This is a genomic window from Zymobacter palmae (assembly GCF_003610015.1).
Classification (GTDB): Bacteria; Pseudomonadota; Gammaproteobacteria; order Pseudomonadales; family Halomonadaceae; genus Zymobacter; species Zymobacter palmae.
Window position 1 is genome coordinate 186,245 of sequence record NZ_AP018933.1, and the last position, 18,115, is coordinate 204,359.

Genomic DNA, 18,115 nt, shown 5'->3' on the forward strand with positions numbered 1-18,115 from the left:
CGCGCCGTGTGCATGGCGGGTTGAACGATTCAACGAACAGCACGAAGGAGAGTCGCATACCGATGCGCATCTACGTCGATACGGACGCTCTGGCAGCAGCTTCCGCAGGAATGATCTTTACCCTCCCTGACGCACAGGCCCATCACGTTGGACGCGTCATGCGTCGTCGCGTTGGTGATGCCGTACGTCTGTTCGATGGCCGCGGTCACGAGTTCGAAGGCGTGCTGTCGGTCGTGGACCGTAAGTGTGTGTCGGTAACACTGGGCGAACCCGTGGCAGTGACGCCGGAATCGCCGCTGAGCGTGCATCTGGGACAGGCTATCTCCAAGGGCGATCGCATGGATATTGCCATCCAGAAATCGGTCGAGTTGGGAGTGACGGAAATCACCCCGCTGTACACTGAGCGCGGTGACGTGCGCCTCAAGGGTGAACGTGAAGAGCGCAAGTGGCAGCATTGGCTGGCGGTCGCGGCCAGTGCCTGCGAGCAGTGTGGGCGTGCCACGCTGCCGATCATCCATGCGCCGATGGCGCTGAGCAGCTGGCTTGAACAGCGCAATGAACCGATGAAGTTGATGCTTCAGCCGGGCCGTTCTGCATTGGAAGACCACGAGCACAACCCGGGGCGAGCCGCCTTGCTGATTGGGCCGGAAGGCGGGTTCACGGCAGACGAGATCGACCAAGCGGCCGCGCAGCATTTCGAGATCCTGTCGCTGGGACCTCGTATTCTGCGCACTGAAACGGCCCCGATCGCGGCCATGACGTTGCTGCAGTACCGCTACGGCGATCTTCGCTGATCCCTCTATCCCTTCTCTTTGCACATCCTGCCCCACCTTCCCTCTTGGTCGAGCATGACCTGTTGCGCCATACTGAGCCGATAGGCCATGCTCGGTATGGTCAACCGCATTCATCAATCCTGTTCGAGGTATGTCATGGCGCACGCGTTGAAGATCGGTATCGTGATGGACCCCATTGCGAACATCACCTATCGCAAGGATTCTTCCCTTTCCCTGCTGTGGGCGGCAAAGCAGCGCGGATGGTCGCTGTACTATCTTGAGCAGGAAGACCTTTATCTCGACCAGGGGCGTGCTTTCGGGCGTGTACGTGATCTGGATGTATTCGAGGATCCTAAGCACTGGTTCGAACTGAGCGAGCCGCGGGCGATGCCGTTGGCAGAGCTGGACGTAATTCTGATGCGTAAGGATCCGCCGGTCGACCGTGCCTTCCTTGATGCCACGCACCTGCTTGGGTTCGCCGAACGCGAAGGCGTACTCGTCGTCAACCCGACGACCGTGCTGCGCGAATGCAATGAAAAGCTGTTTGCCCAGCAATTTACGGATTGCATTGTGCCGACCGTTGTTTCAAGCAACAAGGAGATCCTTAAGGCGTTCCATCGCGAACATCGCGACGTGATCTTCAAGCCGCTTGATGGTATGGGCGGCAGCGGCATCTTCCGCATCACGGAAGACGGCCGCAATCTGGGATCCGTCATCGAGCAGCTGACCGAGCTGGGGCATTACCAGATCATGGCGCAGCGCTTCATTCCTGAAATCACCGAAGGGGATACCCGTATCGTGGTGATCGACGGTGAGGCCGTGCCGTTTGGTTTGGCGCGCCTGCCTGCTGAAGGAGAAGTGCGTGGCAACCTGGCCGCGGGTGGCCACGGTGTTGTGCGTGCGCTCAACGACCGCGACCGCGAGCTGGTCGCGCGCGTGGCTCCTGTCCTAAAAGAAAAAGGCATCATCATTGCGGGGTTGGATGTGATCGGTGGCTATATCACCGAAATCAACGTCACCAGCCCGACCTGCTTCCGTGAAATAGACGCGCAGGAAGGCACCGATATTTCTGGACGCGTCATGGATGCTATCGCACGCAGGATGGCGGCGCGCGCCTAAGCGTTCCGAGTCCGATGCCCATGATGCGCCAAGCAGGTGGCTCCACATCGGTCAGCGGTTCTCCTTTGCGGGGGGCCGCCTCCGGCCGGGTTTATCGTCTCTGGTGCGTAGCGGGGGTCATCGTGCTGCATGTCGGCATTGTAGCCGGGCTGTGGACGATGCCGCTGCCGACACTGACCGAGCCGTCTTCACCCATCGTGATTCAGCTGGCGACGGTTGCTGCACCACATCCCCGCGTTCAACCGTCGCCAGCGGACGTTGTGCCGCCGCCCCCTCCTCCGACTAAACCGACATCGCCGCAGCCGAAGACCGCACCAACGCATCGCAGTGCACCTTCTCGTGCGAGCAGTAACGGCGCGGTTCATCACGCGCAGCCGTCGGTCGCCCCAACGCCGCCTGCAGGAGGCGATATGCTCGGCAACGCCTTGGCGGACGTGCACCAGCAGGCTTGGCAGAGTACCAGTCAGCGTTACGCGCAAGACAGCGCTAGCAGCGTACAGACGGCCCTGTCGCGTTATCGTCAGGACTGGGTGCGTGCTACGCAGACCTATATCGATCTCCACTTCCCTAGAACGCGTCGCGATGCCCGCCTGGAGTTCAACGTTACCGTCGATCGCCAAGGCAGGCTGCTGGGGTTGGACATGGTACACTCTACGGGAGATGCCGCTCTGGATGCGCAGGCCTTCAAGGCCATTCGTGCGGCAGCGCCTTTCAGACCTTTCGATGCGGGAATGGGTAATCGGCAGACGCTGACGTTCCGGCAGGGATGGGTATTCAATCAGGGCGCATTACTGGAACCTTGACGAGTGGAGTCTGCATGCAAGGAATGCGCGATCATTTCCTGCTGGCCATGCCGCAGTTAGAAGATGAGAACTTTGCCGGTTCTCTGGTCTATCTGTGTGACCATGACAGCAAGGGGCTGCTTGGGGTGATCGTCAATCGGCCACTTGCACTGACGCTGAGCGATCTGTTTGGTCAGCTGGATCTCGACGATCACGATGCGTCGCTGGCCGTTCGCCAGCAGGCGGTACTGTTCGGTGGCCCTGTACATCACGATCGAGGATTCGTATTGCACCGCGGTCGCGCGGCAGAGTGGTCCTCTAGCTTGCAGGTGACGGATGAGGTGGCACTGACTACCTCGCTGGATATTCTGCAGGCACTGGCCGAAGGCAATGGGCCAGAGGATTTCCTTGTCTGCTTGGGTTGTGCTGGCTGGGAAGAAGGGCAGTGGGTCGATGAAATGAAAGCCAATGCATGGCTGACACTGCCCGCGGTTTCATCTGTGCTGTTCGACACTGAAGCGGACGAGCGATGCGAAGCGGCTGCTCTGGCGCAGGGCATGGACCTTGCGCGTTTGTCACAGCAGGTGGGGCACGCCTGATGGCCATCGCTCCGGAAAACGATCCTCGCATCCAGCAGCTGCGCCAGACACCGGCACAGACTGAGATCGGACAGCGCCAGTTGATGGGCTTCGATTTCGGTAGCCGTCGCATTGGCGTCGCTGTTGCGCATGAGCGCATTGGCGCTGCTCGTCCCCTTCCGCCGCTGACCGCGCGTGATGGCATCCCTGACTGGGATCGTGTCACCGCCTGCGTGTTGGAATGGAAGCCCGACATGTTCATCGTTGGCTTGCCGCTCAATGAAGACGGCAGCGAGTCAGAAATGAGTCGCCGAGCTCGTAAGTTCGGCAATCGACTGCATGCGCGCTACGGACGCCCCGTGGAATGGATCAACGAGTACGGTTCGACCCGCCAAGCCAAGGAAATTGCGCGTCAGCGTGGTCGCCGAGCGGGTAGCTACCGAGACAACGGCGTCGATGGCATTGCTGCCGAAGTGATACTCAACAGCTTCATGCAGCCGGACCTAGGATTCGACTTCTAGCTTTCTTCTCTTGCTTATGAAAAAACGTCGCAGCGTCTCGCGCCGCGGCGTTTTTGTATCCTCAGTGCTTTATCGCCATTACGCTGATGCCACACCCACACCCACACCCACACCCACACCCACACCCACAAAATCATTTCGATAGAAGTGGTCACTTCGTTTTTTCAACATTATCAGCTTGTTATATAGCAGTGGCCTATATGCCTTCATTGCTGTGGGTGATTGCGCCTGAAAACGCGTTTCTGTCCTTGCCATGATTTTTGCGTTAGGTGTGGTGTGTAAACGAGGATTTGCCTGTTTTTGAGTCCATTGGGTGCTGCCAAAGATAGTTATTTTTAGTAGCGTGCTTATTTTATCGGAAAGGAAAAGAAATTATTATCTTATTATTACGTATTGGTGTAATTGCATGTAAATCAATTGCTTGCAATTTATTTTTGTTGTGATTTTATGATGCGCCGAACGCCGAACGCCGAACGCCGAACGCCGAACGCCGAACGCCGAACGCCGAACGCCGAACGCCGAACGCCGAACGCCGAACGCCGAACGCCGAACGCCGAACGCCGAACGCCGAACGCCGAACGCCGAACGCCGAACGCCGAACGCCGGAAGGAAGTGTCAGGGTGAAGGGGTGGGTGAGATAGGGCGTACGAATAAACGTTCATTTCTGCCCCATACAAAAACGCCGAGCCCCGGTGATGGGGACTCGGCGTTGAGGGCGTTGCGTCTATTCGGGTCAGGAATACAGGACGCGCACACGCAGTGTGTTAGGCACTTGACGCAGGGCTTCCAGCGCTTTCGGGCCGTAGGCCTTGTCGACGTCGATAACGACGTAGCCGACATCGGCATTGGTCTGCAGGTATTGCGCGGAAATGTTGATGTTCGCTTCGCTGAGGACGCGGTTGATCTCGGACAGTACGCCCGGCACGTTGGTATGGATGTGCAGCAGGCGGTGGCGATCCGGGTGTGCAGGCAGAGCGACTTCTGGGAAGTTGACAGAAGACAGTGTCGTACCGTTATCGGAATAGGTGACCAATTTTTCGGCCACTTCCAAACCGATGTTTTCCTGGGCTTCCATCGTGGAACCACCGATATGCGGTGTCAGGATCACGTTGTCGAAACGGCGCAGCGGGGATTCAAATGCTTCTTTGTTGCTCTTCGGCTCGACCGGGAACACGTCAACGGCTGCGCCCAGCAGGTGGCCGCTTTCCAGGGCTTCTTCAAGCGCCTCGATGTCAACGACGGTACCGCGAGAAGCATTGATCAGAATGGCATCCTTCTTCATCTTGGCCAGTTCGTCGCGGCCGATCATCCACTGTGTCTGCGGTGTTTCCGGAACGTGCAGGCTGACGATGTCGGATTTGGACAGCAGTTCATCAAGACTTTCGACCTGATGAGCATTACCGAGGTCAAGCTTAGTGATGATGTCGTAATAGATGACGTTCATGCCAAGCGCTTCGGCCAGCACGGAAAGCTGGGAACCGATGCTGCCGTAGCCGACGAGGCCAAGGGTTTTGCCGCGTACTTCATGGGATTTTGCAGCGGACTTATCCCACTCGCCGCGGTGGGCGCGGGCGTTCTTCTCGGCAACGCGGCGGGCGAGGCAGATGGCTTCTGCCAATACCAGCTCGGCAACGGAGCGTGTGTTGGAATACGGCGCGTTGAAGACGGGAATCCCGCGTTTCAGTGCGGCCGTGAGATCAACCTGATTGGTACCGATGCAGAAACAGCCGACGGCGTTGAGCTTTTCTGCTGCTTCAAATGCTGCATCATCCAGCTGGGTGCGGGAACGGATACCGACAAAATGAGCGTCACGCAGTTTTTCGTGGAGAGCTTCTCCACTCAAGGATGTCGTCAGGTATTCGATGTTGGTGTAGCCAGCACTCTTGAAGTGCTCTACTGCTGACTGGTGTACTCCTTCCAACAACAGGATCCTGATCTTGTTCTTATCCAGTGACGTCGTCTTGGTCATGTCCCAGCAACCTCTCGCTATTCAAATCAATCGAAATAATGACGAAGAAGGAGGCATGGGCCATGTACGTGCACCAACATGGCGAAGCCTCCTTCTTCTGACAATACGCTTTGGGCGCATGCCGCACAACGCTTGATCTTCGGTTATAAAAGTGCACCGCGCGCAAGGCCTTGAAGAGCGTGCCATGGGCTATTCTGGCATATGCTTAGTACCCTTCTGGCGTTGTCATCATTCCCAGTCAGCGGGGTGAAGCACGAGGCAGGGTTGGATGTCACCATGGCGCACTTCCATGTCGATCACCTCCGGCTCAATGCGAATGCGCGGGGAAACTTCATCGATATCCAAACGAATGCCTACTTCTACATCGCCGTGTCGCTGTTGTACTTCTTCGAGACGTCGAATTAATGTCGCAATCTTCATCGTGTCCTCTAAGACTTTTCTTCTGAGCGCTTCAAGCAGGGTGGTAGACAACGCTCATACATACTGCTGTGGCGTCGGGCTGGCAAGATATGAATAGCATGCTGCATCTCCCTCTGATGGTTCCTTACGTTGTCACGGGTAACGTGACGCCAAAGATGCTGCTCTAGCATGGGGGTTGCGCACGAATGGGGGGCTGAAGAAGCTTCTAAAAAGGCGCGGCTTCTTCACTGTGTGGGGCTGGGGGCATGTGTATAATGCGGTGTAACGTCACTATGACTTTCCGCCCTGTCCGCGACCGAGTGCTCATGCGTTGAGCCATGGATGGGGCGCTTTCCCTTTCGTCATCTTTTCTCTAATGGAGACGTCATGGCCGAACAGCAACAGCGCGGCGCGAACGCCGCTCAGGCGCATGGCTCGAGCTCAACGGACGAGCAGCAGGACTTCGCTTCCACTCTGGCCGCGCTTGAACAGATCGTTGAGCAGCTGGAGTCGGGCAACATGCCGCTTGAAGCCTCGCTTACGGCTTTCGAACGTGGCGTTCGTTTGACCCGCGAGGCACAGAAGCGCCTTGAAGAAGCCGAACTCAAGGTACAGACCCTTCAGACGCGTCCCGATGGGTCGCTATCGCCATCCAACGGTCAGGAGGGCATGTAACGCATGGATATCACCGCTCTCTTGAATACGGGACGCCAACGCGTTGACCTCGCGTTGGCCCGTGTGCTGGATCAGGCTTCTGGCCCATCCACGTATCTCGCTGATGCCATGCGCTATAGCGTCATGGGCGGCGGCAAACGGCTACGGCCGGTATTGGTCTATGCGGCAGGGCAGGCCCTTGGCGTTGATGATGAGCTCTTAGATGCTCCTGCAGCAGCGGTTGAGCTGATCCACGCTTATTCCCTCGTACACGATGATCTGCCGTCCATGGACGATGATGATCTGCGCCGCGGTCGTCCCACTTGCCATAAGGCCTTTGATGAGGCGACAGCGTTGCTGGCTGGCGATGCGTTGCAGACGTTGGCCTTCGAGCACTTGGCGTCTCTGAACCATCCTGCGGCTGCCCGGCTGGTGGCTTGTCTGGCGAAGGCGGCTGGTCGTGCGGGCATGGCCGGTGGGCAGGCGGTCGATCTGGCGTCGGTTGGGCAGCAGATCGGGCTTGAGCGCCTGATCGAAATGCATGCCCACAAGACGGGTGCTCTGATCGTGGCATCGCTGGAAATGCCGGGCCTGCTATGTGAGTCATCACAGGGCGAGCGTGTTCAGGCATTGCGTGCCTATGGGCAGGCCATCGGGCTGGCCTTTCAGATTCAGGATGATGTACTGGATATCGAGGGCGATACGGCAGTGATCGGCAAGACACAAGGTGCCGATCTGCGCCTCAACAAGCCGACCTATCCTGCATTGCTCGGGTTGGAAGGGGCGCGTCAGCGTGCGTGTGAGCTGGTCGATGAGGCTTGTCATGCCCTTGCGCCTTTGGGCGATGCCGCTGCGCCGCTGAATGCGTTGGCCCGTTTCATGATCGAACGCGATCACTGACCTATCGAGAGCAACGCCATGAAGATTTTTGAAGCGATGCCTACGGAGCGGCCGCTGACGCCGCTGCTGGATCAGGTCAATACCCCTGCCGTGCTGCGCCAGATGGATGACGCTGCTGTGCGGCGTGTAGCCGATGAACTGCGGGCATGGCTGCTGTACTGCGTGGGACAAACCGGGGGACATTTCGGTGCGGGGCTAGGCGTTATCGAACTGACCGTTGCGCTGCATCGTGCCTTCAATACTCCCTACGACCGTATTGTCTGGGATGTCGGGCATCAGAGCTATCCGCACAAGATCCTGACCGGTCGCCGTGAAGCCATGCTGACCATGCGTCAGCACGGTGGGCTGGCCGCATTTCCCAAGCGCAGTGAGTCTGAATACGATGCCTTCGGCGTTGGGCACTCCAGTACGTCAATTTCCGCTGCGCTGGGCATGGCGCTGGCAGCGCGCGCTAAGGGCGAGCAGCGACAGGTGTGTGCCGTTATCGGTGATGGCGCGTTGACCGCAGGTATGGCCTTTGAGGCGCTGGCTCATGCCGGGCATGAAGGGGCCAATATGCTGGTGGTGCTGAACGATAACGAGATGTCGATTTCACAGAACATCGGCGGACTGGCCACCTATCTGTCCAAGATTCTTACCAGTTCCCCATATGCCGCGCTGCGCGATCATGGCCGCAAGGTTTTGTCGAAGTTGCCGGGTGCGCTGGATATCGCCCGTATGACCGAAGGGCACGTCAAAGGGCTGCTGAGTCCTTCCACGCTGTTCGAAGAGATGGGCTTCACATACACCGGCCCGATCGACGGGCACGATCTGACGGCCCTGCATCAGGTACTGACACGGCTACGTAGCAGCAAAGGACCGCAGTTCCTGCATGTGGTGACGCGCAAGGGGCGTGGTTTCCTGCCCGCAGAGCAGGACCCGGTGGGCTATCATGCTATTACTAAACTGGAGTCGCCCAAAGCGCGCCCGAGCGTTCCGCATCTCAAGTACTGTCAGGTCTTTGGTGAGTGGATCTGCGATATGGCGCAGGCGGATGCCCGCCTGATGGCGATCACGCCTGCGATGAAGGAAGGCTCTGACCTCGTGCATTTCGCACAGCAGTATCCCTCACGCTATTTTGATGTCGCTATCGCTGAACAGCATGCGGTCACGCTGGCCGCGGGAATGGCCTGTGAAGGGTTGAAACCCGTCGTGGCCATCTATTCGACGTTCCTGCAGCGCGGTTACGATCAGCTGATTCACGATGTGGCGGTGCAGGGGCTGGACGTGACGTTCGCGGTAGACCGCGCTGGGTTGGTCGGCGAAGACGGGCCGACGCATCACGGTGCGCTGGATATCTCCTTCCTGAACTGCGTGCCGGGCATCGTGCTGATGGCACCGAGCGATGAAGCCGAATGTCGCCAGATGTTGACGACAGCCTATCGCTTTGAAGGGCCTGCCGTGGTGCGCTATCCGCGCGGCGTTGGTCCTGGGGCAGCAATATCTCACGATCTGGATGTGTTGCCGATAGGGCGCTCGCGTCTGCTGCGTGAGGGCAAGCGCGTTGCACTGCTGGCATTCGGTAGCATGGTCACGCCCGCGCGTGCCGTTGCAGAAGCACTGGATGCCACCCTGATTGATATGCGTTTCATCAAACCTTTGGATCGAGACGCCGTTCTTGAGTCTGCTGCGCAGCATGAATTGTTAGTGACGCTGGAAGAGAACGCATTGATCGGTGGTGCGGGAAGCAGCGTTGCTGCCGTACTGGCCGAGCAGGCGTCATCCGCTGAGCTGTTAATGCTGGGATTGCCCGACACGTTTGTCGACCAGGGCACGTCAGCGGAACTGCTGCACGACTGTGGGCTGGATGCCGAAGGCATCGAGGCTGCCATTCGTCAGCGTCTTGATGTTAGGTAAGCATCGTTACTGACGTGAGAACACACGAAGCAGGTCTGGCCTTTCAGGCCTGCTGTTCATTCTGTCATGTTCATGACTCGGAGACGCCATGAGCTATCTTCACATGCTGTTGGATTTTATCCTGCATATCGACGTTCACCTGACCCAACTGGTCGCTGACTACGGCGTCTGGACGTACGCTATTCTGTTCGCCATTTTGTTTTGCGAAACGGGGTTGGTGGTTACACCGTTCCTCCCTGGCGATTCGCTGCTGTTCATGGCGGGCACCCTGGCGGCGCGTCCCGACAACGGCCTCAACATCCACCTGATGGTGTTGCTGATGTTGGGCGCTGCTGTGCTGGGGGATGCGGTCAACTATGCCATCGGGCATTTCTTTGGTGAAAAGCTGTTTAGCAACCCTAATGCCAAGCTGTTCAAGCGCAAGCATCTGGAACGCACGCAGGCGTTCTATGAACGCCACGGCGGCAAGACCATCATCATTGCTCGTTTCGTGCCCATCGTGCGCACCTTTGCGCCTTTCGTGGCGGGCATGGGGGGCATGCGCTATAGCCGATTCTTGGCCTATAACGTCATTGGGGCGGTGATGTGGGTGCTGTTGCTGACCTATGCGGGCTACTTCTTTGGTGGGACCCCGTGGGTTCAGAGCAATCTCAAGCTGGTGATTGTCGGCATCATCGTGGTGTCGATCCTGCCGGCCGTCATTGAGTTCTTGCGCCATCGCTTCAGTCGCTCAAGCGAGACCCACGCCGACTGATTGATTCGCCATTTTTCTATGTGCGTGCTCTACCCGCTGCCGGATAGCCTTTGAAGGGGCTGTCCGGCAGTTTGCTATCGGATGAAAAGCGATGGTGCGGGGGTGGCGCTGAGGCCATATCAGATGATCCGGCCAATGACGACTTCACAGCGCCCAATGATCTCGATCTTGTCCAGTTCTTCTGGGCGCACAAGTTCGGCAGAATAGCGGCTGTTGTCGCTCAGTATGCGCAGAGCACCTCCTGCTGCACGCTGCAGACGCTTGATGCGTAGCTCGTCATCCATCCGAAACAGGAAGACGCCATCCGGTTTTACTTGGGTGCGATCAACCAGTACGCGGTCGCCGTCCTTCAGTGTGTCGTTCATCGAATCGCCGCTGACACGAGCCCCTATCAGGGTGTCAGCGCAGAGGCCGCGCTCCTCAAGCAGTGCCCGTTCGAAATACACCGTGGACTCTACCTGCTCATGTTCTAGCAGGCGACCGTTGCCTGCCGCGGCGTCTATATCGTAAAGATCAATGGCGGCATATTCCCTGTCGGGCGGCAGTTGAGTACCGTTCAGCGTAATAATGCCAGGCGATGTGCCGCGCCCTTCCAGTGGCGATATGCCCTTGCCGAGCACCAGCCAGTTCAGGTCGATGCCCTGGGTTTCCGCCAGCAGTACGCACTCCTCATAAGGTACGCTGCCCCGCTGACGCTTGCTGGTGATACTGGTTGTGCCGTATCCGAAATGACGTGCCATTTCGCGATCACTGCGCAGATTCAGCACCGCCTTGATTCTATCGATGACTTCCCCGGCCCGTTTTTTTGAATCCATTTCAGCACCGTCCTTTTTCTATTGAATCCTTTTCGGATGTCCGTGGATACCTTTAACGATGTTTCATCAAAAGGATAAATTTCAAAAAGAGTCTAAACAATACAATATGTCAGCATGAATTGCTCATGAATCCTTGTCGACATGTCAAGACAATAAGTAGAAATAGCCCCATGCAATGCAATAAGGCGAGACAGAACGCATGGCGTTCACGCATCCTGAGCGTTACCAACAAGGTATAAGATAAAGAAAAAGGGGCGTCGTTCGACGCTCCTTGAATATTGAAAGAAAGGATGGGCGTCGCTAGCGGTCAGGTCACGTAGCGCGTATGGGGGCGTTGTGGTGCGAGGCTCAGCGTATCGGCTACACGCTGGATCAGCTCTTCTGCGCTCATGCTGGGGGCTTCTGCCTTGGCCGCTTCCTTTTCTGGTTGCACGGCTTCGATTGATGCGTGGCGCAGCAGCTGGGACAGCATGGTAATGTCGTGGGCAACGCTGTGCATGTTGTCTGCCGTATGGGACGACAGGCGGCGCATGGCCTGCGATATCTGGGCGAGCTCACGTCCCTGCTCGTTGTTGCGCAGGGCGTCCACCGACGAGTTGATGGACAGCACATTGGCTTGTTGCGCCATATGATGAATGCGACGTGACAGGGTGGATGCTTGCTGCATCAGGCTCTGCAGTTCGTTCTGCATCTGCTGCGTATCGTCCAGCAGCGGGTGACGTTTGTGGTGAAGGTGCTCCTCCGAGCCCGGCGTTTCTGAAATACAGGCGTGATGTCCCACGACCATGAATGACATGATCTGCCCTTGCTCGTTTTTGACCGGCACGTAGGCTGCACAGAGGCTCAGTACGTGGCCGTGCGCGTGCAGGTAACGGAAGCAGCCTGTCATAGAGTCGTTATGGGACAGCGACGTCCAGAAATCATCATGCAGGCGACCCGCTTCTGGAATGAACAGCTCCGTATGCGGTGTCCCTATCAGCTGATCTCGCGTATACCCCATCACCTGCATGAACTGTTCGTTGGCGTCAATAATGACCCCTGACGGCGACAGTGTCAGCGTTGACATGGCGTGCGCGGACACTTCGTTTTCTTCCTGCAGTGGCGGAGCCATAACGGGCGCCAGCTGTTCGGACAGCGGTGTGGCGATCTTGATGATGCGCGTGACCTGCCCGTGAGAATCGAGAATGGGCGTATAGGCCGCCTGCAGCCAGACCATGCGGCCGGACTGTGTCTGACGCTGGAAATGCCCAGAGATGCTCACGCCCTTGCTGAGCTGCTGCCAGAATGCGTAGTAGGCGCGGTGACGCGCATAGCTGTCACTGCACAGTACGGCATGGTGGTGATCGAGCAGCTGCGATGCATCATAGCCCATGAAACGCTGATAATTGGCGTTGACGCTCGTGATGTATCCCTGAGGAGTCATTTCCATCACCATCGTGGCGCGCTGAATCGCCTCCATGGTGCTTTGGGTTCTGCGTATCTGTTTCATCATGCCAAGCATGGTTATCGATCCACTGCCGTATGAAACCGTATGGTGTTGCCTGAAGGCGTGTTCTGCACTTTCAGCGTCAATGCTGTATCCCTGTGCAGTCATGCGCGTCCGTGCCGTCTTGGAATCAAGTGCTGGACGTGCAACGGCAAGCTGACGACCAGTCTACGAGTGTCATCTGCATTCTTTCCCTCGGAATGACGCTGCTTCGCATGTGTGCTGTTCGTTTGAGACGGTTGCAATGCAGAAAAGGGCATCGCTGAAGTCTCCCTCGTGGCTGGCCGATAAGAATGTCGGACGCGGTTTCGGTTAACGAATGCGTACAGAACAAGAGTGGAATACGTTGGCCGCCCGAGGACGAATGTTTGGTGTTTCACAAGGGTGTTAGACCTAAGCCCGGATGATTTATCGGCAGGTCATCGTATTTCATGCGTTTTATCTAATTTGCTGTTGTCACAGACATGAAGACATATACGTATGAACTGCATCTTGCTGTTATCCGAGATGTCGTCTCTGACAAATCCTTGAATGATAATGAGGCGCGGTTGTAAGAACTTACTTTGGAGATATCTCCCGCCGCACCTAGGGTTATCTTTCGTTCTAAACGCACCGTCTTAGGGATACTAGCATAGCTATATACGTGGATTTACATGTGATATATCAACTTTAAAGAAGTATTCTTATTTTTGCCATATTTATCCAGGGGGTGTTTCTTTTCAGGGCAATTAACGTGTTTTAACGAGCTTTCATATAAATATAAAGTATTATTTTTGACATTTTTTTGCTTTTTTCAATACAGCTTGCTAGCACCCCATTTTCATATATTCCAGAGCTAATTTTAATTTATTTTTCCTATCCCACGCCTTGTTTCGATAATTTCAGGAAACGCTGTCTCTGGCCGTAAATAAATGGATGGCAAGCCGCTAATTCCCGTGTTTTCAGCGGGTTTTGGCTGCTCCTGGATTTTTAGTCCAGAAGATACTATTGGTAAAAAAAGAGCAGTAAACAAGTATTGAAAAGGCGGGGGCTAGTAGTTGGTGCTAACTAGTAATTACATGATGTTATCGAAAAAAAGGAAATTCAGGTTGAATTCCTTGGAGTATTCGCGCCTCAATTGTAACTATGTGAAAATAAGTGTTTCATATAGTTATGAGGGTGGTCGATCTAGACGCCGGCTAACGGCAAGCAGGGTATGGCAAGCGTTAACCACTGGAATCGCTGATAAGGAATCTATCTTTCCTTTCGATTACAGTAAGTTACAGTACATCCGAGGTGAAAACGGGCCATGAAGACATCCAGCATGACTATTGCGGCAGCAGTTTCCACATTAAGCCTCGCAATGCCGATCGCGGCAGCAGCGGAAGGTGTTCTCGGCGGGGGAACGATTACGTTCCAGGGTGCAGTGACCGATACAACGTGCACGATCAACGGTCACAACAGCAGCAGCCTAACAGTGTCGTTGCCGCCTATCAGTGTGGAACAGGCAAATACCATGACGCAGCGCGGACTGATTCCCGTCAATCGTCAGCCGTTCCAGCTTGATCTTTCCGACTGTGCTCAGGCCGGCAGCGCGCGGTCAGGATGGTCGCCGACCATTCGTATGTCCTTCAGTGGTCCGCAGATCTCGTCCGACGGCAAGTATCTGCGCAACGAAATGCCGACACGGGATGGGCGTCCCAGCAACATCGGCATTGCGATCACTGAACAGGGCCACCCTGACGAACTGATCAAGTTGAATACGCCGTATGACACGCGGATCACGGCGTCATCGACGGCCAAGACTCCTCAACCTCTACGCTTCTACGCCAATTACTACAAAACGGGTAATGACGAGACGCGCGCAGGGGGGGTCAGGACCTTGGTGACGTATGCACTCAGCTATAACTGATATGAAACATGTCAGAGCCGGTAACGATGCCAAGCGTCGTTGCCGGCGACTGCGCTTAAGCAAGGGATACAGTCATGATCGGCGCTAGAGGGGGATGTTATCAGTCCTATCTGTCGACTTTATTGAAGATAAGCGGTGTGTTTTTGCTTCTAATGACGAGGTATGCAGAGGCAAATCTCGTCATCAACACGACGCGTGTCATCTACAACGGCGCTGCGCGCGATGTGACGGTCAATGTCACCAATGAAGGCAATCAGCCCTCATTGATGCAGTCGTGGATCGACAATGGCAATCCTGATTCCATTCCGGATGAGGAAGACGTGCCGTTCTCTCTGATACCGCCCGTGGCTCGCGTCAATGGGGGCATGTCGCAGGCATTGAAGATTGCCTGGAATGGCGATCCGCTGCCGACCGATCGAGAGTCGGTATTTTATCTCAACGTCATGGATATTCCGCCGGACCCGACCAGCCCGGACAGCAACTATGTGCAGTTCGCCATTCGTACGCGCATCAAGGTGTTCTTCCGCCCGAAAGGATTGAGCGGACGTGCCGACAGTGCGCCGCGTCAACTGGTATGGCAGCAGGTGGGGCCTGCCATCCGACTCAGCAACCCGACACCCTTCCACGTGTCGGTCAACCAGATCATGGACACTAAGGGGCTTCGGCCGATTTCGCGAGATATCGGTATGGTATCGCCTTTCAGCGCCCATGATTTCAAGACAGAGCCGACAGTACGTGCTGTCAAGCGCGATGATCTACAGGTCGAAACGATCAACGACTATGGCGGCAACACGGTCTCTGTCATACACGCACGCTGAGCGTGCCTCGGTGTCTTGTCCGCGCCCGTTTAGTGATCGCGTCGACGGGTAGCGGCGGGTAAGACACCTAGCTTTTGGACATCTTCTGCGCGGGTCCTTTTGGGGCGCCGTGCTTCTTTGCGTGCCATTTATCTGGGGTAACAGGTGCCATCTGCCCGTAGTGGGTAGCAGATTTTTTGTGCGTTGACTGTGAAGATGATTGTAAACGTGGGGTATACGATTCTGAAGGATATCAACGGCCTGCATCGACGTGGTACTTGTTTGTTCTCCATAGAAATAGTGGGAGTAGCAAACAGGTTCACAGCAGAACGGACACTGCTGCCGATAGGAGAATAGGCGAGTGCGGGCATTTCAGGGTTGTTGCTTGTAGGGAAATAATCAATTTTCTTCCTGAAGAGTATGGCGCTTTCTGATGAATGGCAGAGGCAATGTCTCCTCGTGCTATCTCTTATTGCTGCTCTTCACACCTGAACGGGAAGAACTATGTACACAGGTGTAAGAATGCGAGGTTTTCATGTGTCTAGTGTGTGGCTAGGCATACTGCTGCTGGCCGTGTTGATGTCCGGGCATGCCAAGGCATTGGTGTGTCTGCAACGCGGAGAATTGCCGACGGCGGAGAGTACTCACGCTTATGAGGGTGAGTTGCCACTGCATTACAGAGATAAGGAGCGCGGTAATGGTCTGATCTGGCACATTCACATGGATGTGCCTATCGAATGTGCGTGGAGTGATGAGCGAGGGGGGGAGCTGGCAGCGGAGCAGCAATCTTCTCAGGCGCTCCATGTCTACCTTGATCCTGCTTGGCAGGATCCGGCGCTGAACGCCATGGATCTGGAGATTTCCGTGGATCATGGGCGTTCGATCTACCCCATGGGTAAACGGCTGCACGTATTGAAAAGCGATCAGCACATGCCTACTTTCTCGCTGCTTCGCATCTGCGATCATCATGATGAGTGGGGTTGTCGGCACTGGCGTAATGCGCCGAGCCAAGACTATCGTGCGCCGGTAATGATACTGCTGCCGATCGACCTCTACTTAAAGCATCCGTTGCCTCAAACGACCTTCTCCAGCCGTCTTCTGCTGCAGGTCGGTAACAACCAGCAACGGCCTGATGTCAGAACGCGCATCAACGTGCCCGTTCACTTGCCCGGCAGCGAGCGTTCCCCGTCTTCGGTGCCGGACACGTCCCAGAAGCCGTTTCCTACCCCATTGCGCAAGATACTGCGCCACTCGCTGACGTTGCTGGATAACGCTATGTAGCTGTAAAAAAAGAAAAGCAGGCGTAATGCCTGCTTTTTGCTGCGGATGCGTTCGCGCTCGAGGGCGCGAGATTCCTGGGGCTTAGCGCCCCGGAGCCTGATCTACAGGGCCGTTGACCGGCGGTTGTTCAGGCTGCTGCTGTGCGCGGTTACGGTCCGGTGCAGGTGCCTTGTTCTGATGTTGCGGCGCTTCAGCATGCGGTTTCTTAGCCGGTTTGGCTTCGTGATGCGGGCGTGCAGGTGTCTTCTGATGGTTGGCAACGCAGGTGCCACCTTTATGGTGAGGACCAGTGCCGCCTACCGGATGCGTTCCAGGAGGGCATGCCTGAGCACCCAGTGAAAATGCGCCAGCCAGGCAAACGGCAGCAACGAGTATTTTCTTCATCTGTCCATCTCCTCTACATGTGGCACGGCCTTGCTTGCCGAGCCTACATCACGTCAAACGGCTATCGCTGTAATCGCGGTACTTTCGTATTAGAGCATGGCACGTCTCGAAAGTGCCGTGTGCTGTTTGGCTTCCTTTCTGTATGTCTTTTTATTCACGCCAATTCAACTTTAAGTTGATTTTTCGCTTTTCGAACCCGTTGTCTTCTTTCGAGATAATAACTGGTTAAACAGTAGGTTATGTCCAGTAGCGGCTAAATTATAAATAGCATCTATTTTTATTTTTCTCTTGTTTTTCATCGTCTTAATTGAAAATTGGGCTTTCGTTCAAGAATGCTTATCGGCAGAGGGCGGATAACGATTAATTAAATAAGCGTCTACTTTTTTTCAATCTTTTGCTCGTTTCATGCCTTGTTTCTTGAAACGGCAATGATTGTGACTATCTTTTGAATTATTGGGAAAATAAGGCATCGTCTTGCATTTTTTGTGATTTTTTGCCTTTAGCCTCAAGCATTTCCTGCATTGCTTATCAGCATGCTTTTCTGCTGTCACCACTGTGAACTTACTTGTTGGCCTTCGCGTGTCCTTAGGTGCACGCGGCTTGCCGTTCCCTTTTCGACCGAGCCGGCCATTACAGCGAAGCAGAAAAAAAGATCAACGGATTGATCATAGAGGACCAAGGGATGAACAGGGTATATCGGGTAATTTGGAATAGTGCGCTGGGTGCATGGGTCGCTGCATCAGAGTTGGCATCACGCCGAGGGGCTGAATCTGTGTCTTCAGGTCAGACACGTCGCGTATGGCAGGCACCTTACTTACTGATCTTGCTGGTAGGCGGGATCATCATGTCGATTGTCCCTTTAGCGCATGCCTCACAGTCGTCGTATTACGAGATCCCCCTATGTACTAGCAGCGCCGACTGTAAGTCTATTGTTATAGGTCATGATAATGGCTCTAACGGTGCTAACGTCGATACCAGTAAAAAAACGGATATTGTTCAGCTTCGTACCGACGGTAAAGGCGCCACTAGTAAAGCAGACAGCAGTAGCAACAATACTTGGATGACTGGCAACTATGGCGTTGCAATTGGCCAGAATGCTCAATCAAAAGGATCTGC

18 protein-coding genes and 1 pseudogene are annotated in these 18,115 nt (G+C 55.5%); 14 read left to right on the forward strand and 5 right to left on the reverse strand.

Going from position 1 to position 18,115, the window contains the following annotated elements; translation table 11 throughout:
- The first annotated feature begins 62 nt into the window (after positions 1-62).
- The 6 genes from ZBT109_RS00840 to ZBT109_RS13490 all read left to right on the forward strand — a co-directional run bounded on the left by ZBT109_RS00840 (position 63) and on the right by ZBT109_RS13490 (position 4,397).
- Positions 63-794 carry a 16S rRNA (uracil(1498)-N(3))-methyltransferase gene (locus ZBT109_RS00840; protein WP_051523655.1) on the forward strand — a complete coding sequence of 244 codons (732 nt, stop codon included), beginning with the start codon at positions 63-65 and terminating at the stop codon, positions 792-794.
- A 135-nt stretch (positions 795-929) separates the two neighbouring features.
- Complete coding sequence (gshB, locus tag ZBT109_RS00845; RefSeq protein WP_027704490.1) at positions 930-1,892, forward strand: glutathione synthase; 963 nt, start codon at positions 930-932, stop codon at positions 1,890-1,892.
- Positions 1,893-1,912: 20 nt separating this feature from the next.
- Positions 1,913-2,695, forward strand: a complete 783-nt coding sequence (locus tag ZBT109_RS00850; protein WP_169733986.1) for a TonB family protein — start codon at positions 1,913-1,915, stop codon at positions 2,693-2,695.
- Positions 2,696-2,709: 14 nt separating this feature from the next.
- Positions 2,710-3,273, forward strand: coding sequence for a YqgE/AlgH family protein (locus ZBT109_RS00855; RefSeq protein WP_027704492.1), 564 nt, complete (start codon positions 2,710-2,712; stop codon positions 3,271-3,273).
- Positions 3,274-3,356: 83 nt separating this feature from the next.
- Positions 3,357-3,773: a Holliday junction resolvase RuvX gene (ruvX, locus tag ZBT109_RS00860; RefSeq protein WP_038277652.1), complete on the forward strand. Its 417-nt coding sequence runs from the start codon at positions 3,357-3,359 to the stop codon at positions 3,771-3,773.
- 417 nt (positions 3,774-4,190) lie between these two features.
- Complete coding sequence (locus tag ZBT109_RS13490) at positions 4,191-4,397, forward strand: hypothetical protein (protein WP_145984458.1); 207 nt, start codon at positions 4,191-4,193, stop codon at positions 4,395-4,397.
- Between the two features lie 109 nt (positions 4,398-4,506).
- On the opposite strand, the gene serA is transcribed toward ZBT109_RS13490, so the two are convergent.
- Both serA and ZBT109_RS13495 read right to left on the reverse strand, forming a co-directional pair.
- The gene (serA, locus tag ZBT109_RS00865) at positions 4,507-5,742 is read right to left on the reverse strand and encodes a phosphoglycerate dehydrogenase (RefSeq protein WP_027705564.1); all 1,236 of its coding nucleotides are present in this window, start codon (positions 5,740-5,742) and stop codon (positions 4,507-4,509) included.
- A gap of 228 nt (positions 5,743-5,970) precedes the next feature.
- Positions 5,971-6,162: a hypothetical protein gene (locus tag ZBT109_RS13495; RefSeq protein WP_145984459.1), complete on the reverse strand. Its 192-nt coding sequence runs from the start codon at positions 6,160-6,162 to the stop codon at positions 5,971-5,973.
- Between the two features lie 366 nt (positions 6,163-6,528).
- Between ZBT109_RS13495 and ZBT109_RS00875 the strand changes: the two genes are divergently transcribed.
- The 4 genes from ZBT109_RS00875 to ZBT109_RS00890 all read left to right on the forward strand — a co-directional run bounded on the left by ZBT109_RS00875 (position 6,529) and on the right by ZBT109_RS00890 (position 10,345).
- Positions 6,529-6,816, forward strand: a complete 288-nt coding sequence (locus ZBT109_RS00875; protein WP_027705566.1) for an exodeoxyribonuclease VII small subunit — start codon at positions 6,529-6,531, stop codon at positions 6,814-6,816.
- Positions 6,817-6,819: 3 nt separating this feature from the next.
- Positions 6,820-7,695, forward strand: a complete 876-nt coding sequence (locus tag ZBT109_RS00880; RefSeq protein WP_051523956.1) for a polyprenyl synthetase family protein — start codon at positions 6,820-6,822, stop codon at positions 7,693-7,695.
- A gap of 18 nt (positions 7,696-7,713) precedes the next feature.
- Complete coding sequence (gene dxs / locus ZBT109_RS00885) at positions 7,714-9,591, forward strand: 1-deoxy-D-xylulose-5-phosphate synthase (RefSeq protein WP_027705568.1); 1,878 nt, start codon at positions 7,714-7,716, stop codon at positions 9,589-9,591.
- Between the two features lie 88 nt (positions 9,592-9,679).
- Positions 9,680-10,345: a DedA family protein gene (locus ZBT109_RS00890; RefSeq protein ID WP_027705569.1), complete on the forward strand. Its 666-nt coding sequence runs from the start codon at positions 9,680-9,682 to the stop codon at positions 10,343-10,345.
- 119 nt (positions 10,346-10,464) lie between these two features.
- On the opposite strand, the gene ZBT109_RS00895 is transcribed toward ZBT109_RS00890, so the two are convergent.
- Entirely contained in the window at positions 10,465-11,160 is a 696-nt protein-coding gene (locus ZBT109_RS00895; RefSeq protein WP_051523957.1) for a LexA family transcriptional regulator, read from the reverse strand.
- 307 nt (positions 11,161-11,467) lie between these two features.
- A complete protein-coding gene (locus ZBT109_RS00900; protein WP_084261850.1) occupies positions 11,468-12,754 on the reverse strand; it encodes a methyl-accepting chemotaxis protein in 1,287 nt (428 codons plus the stop codon).
- 1,180 nt (positions 12,755-13,934) lie between these two features.
- Here ZBT109_RS00900 and ZBT109_RS00905 point away from each other — a divergent pair.
- The 3 genes from ZBT109_RS00905 (at position 13,935) to ZBT109_RS00915 (ending at position 16,615) form a co-directional block, all read left to right on the forward strand.
- Positions 13,935-14,537: a fimbrial protein gene (locus ZBT109_RS00905; RefSeq protein ID WP_027705571.1), complete on the forward strand. Its 603-nt coding sequence runs from the start codon at positions 13,935-13,937 to the stop codon at positions 14,535-14,537.
- Positions 14,538-14,689: 152 nt separating this feature from the next.
- A complete protein-coding gene (locus ZBT109_RS00910) occupies positions 14,690-15,355 on the forward strand; it encodes a fimbrial biogenesis chaperone (RefSeq protein WP_051523962.1) in 666 nt (221 codons plus the stop codon).
- Between the two features lie 501 nt (positions 15,356-15,856).
- Positions 15,857-16,615: a hypothetical protein gene (locus ZBT109_RS00915; RefSeq protein ID WP_027705573.1), complete on the forward strand. Its 759-nt coding sequence runs from the start codon at positions 15,857-15,859 to the stop codon at positions 16,613-16,615.
- Between the two features lie 81 nt (positions 16,616-16,696).
- Here ZBT109_RS00915 and ZBT109_RS00920 read toward each other — a convergent pair whose 3' ends face one another.
- Complete coding sequence (locus tag ZBT109_RS00920; RefSeq protein ID WP_038278700.1) at positions 16,697-16,999, reverse strand: hypothetical protein; 303 nt, start codon at positions 16,997-16,999, stop codon at positions 16,697-16,699.
- A 682-nt stretch (positions 17,000-17,681) separates the two neighbouring features.
- Between ZBT109_RS00920 and ZBT109_RS14165 the strand changes: the two are divergent.
- Positions 17,682-17,777: pseudogene (locus ZBT109_RS14165) on the forward strand (ESPR domain-containing protein); the annotation flags it as partial.
- Positions 17,778-18,115 lie beyond the last annotated feature (338 nt).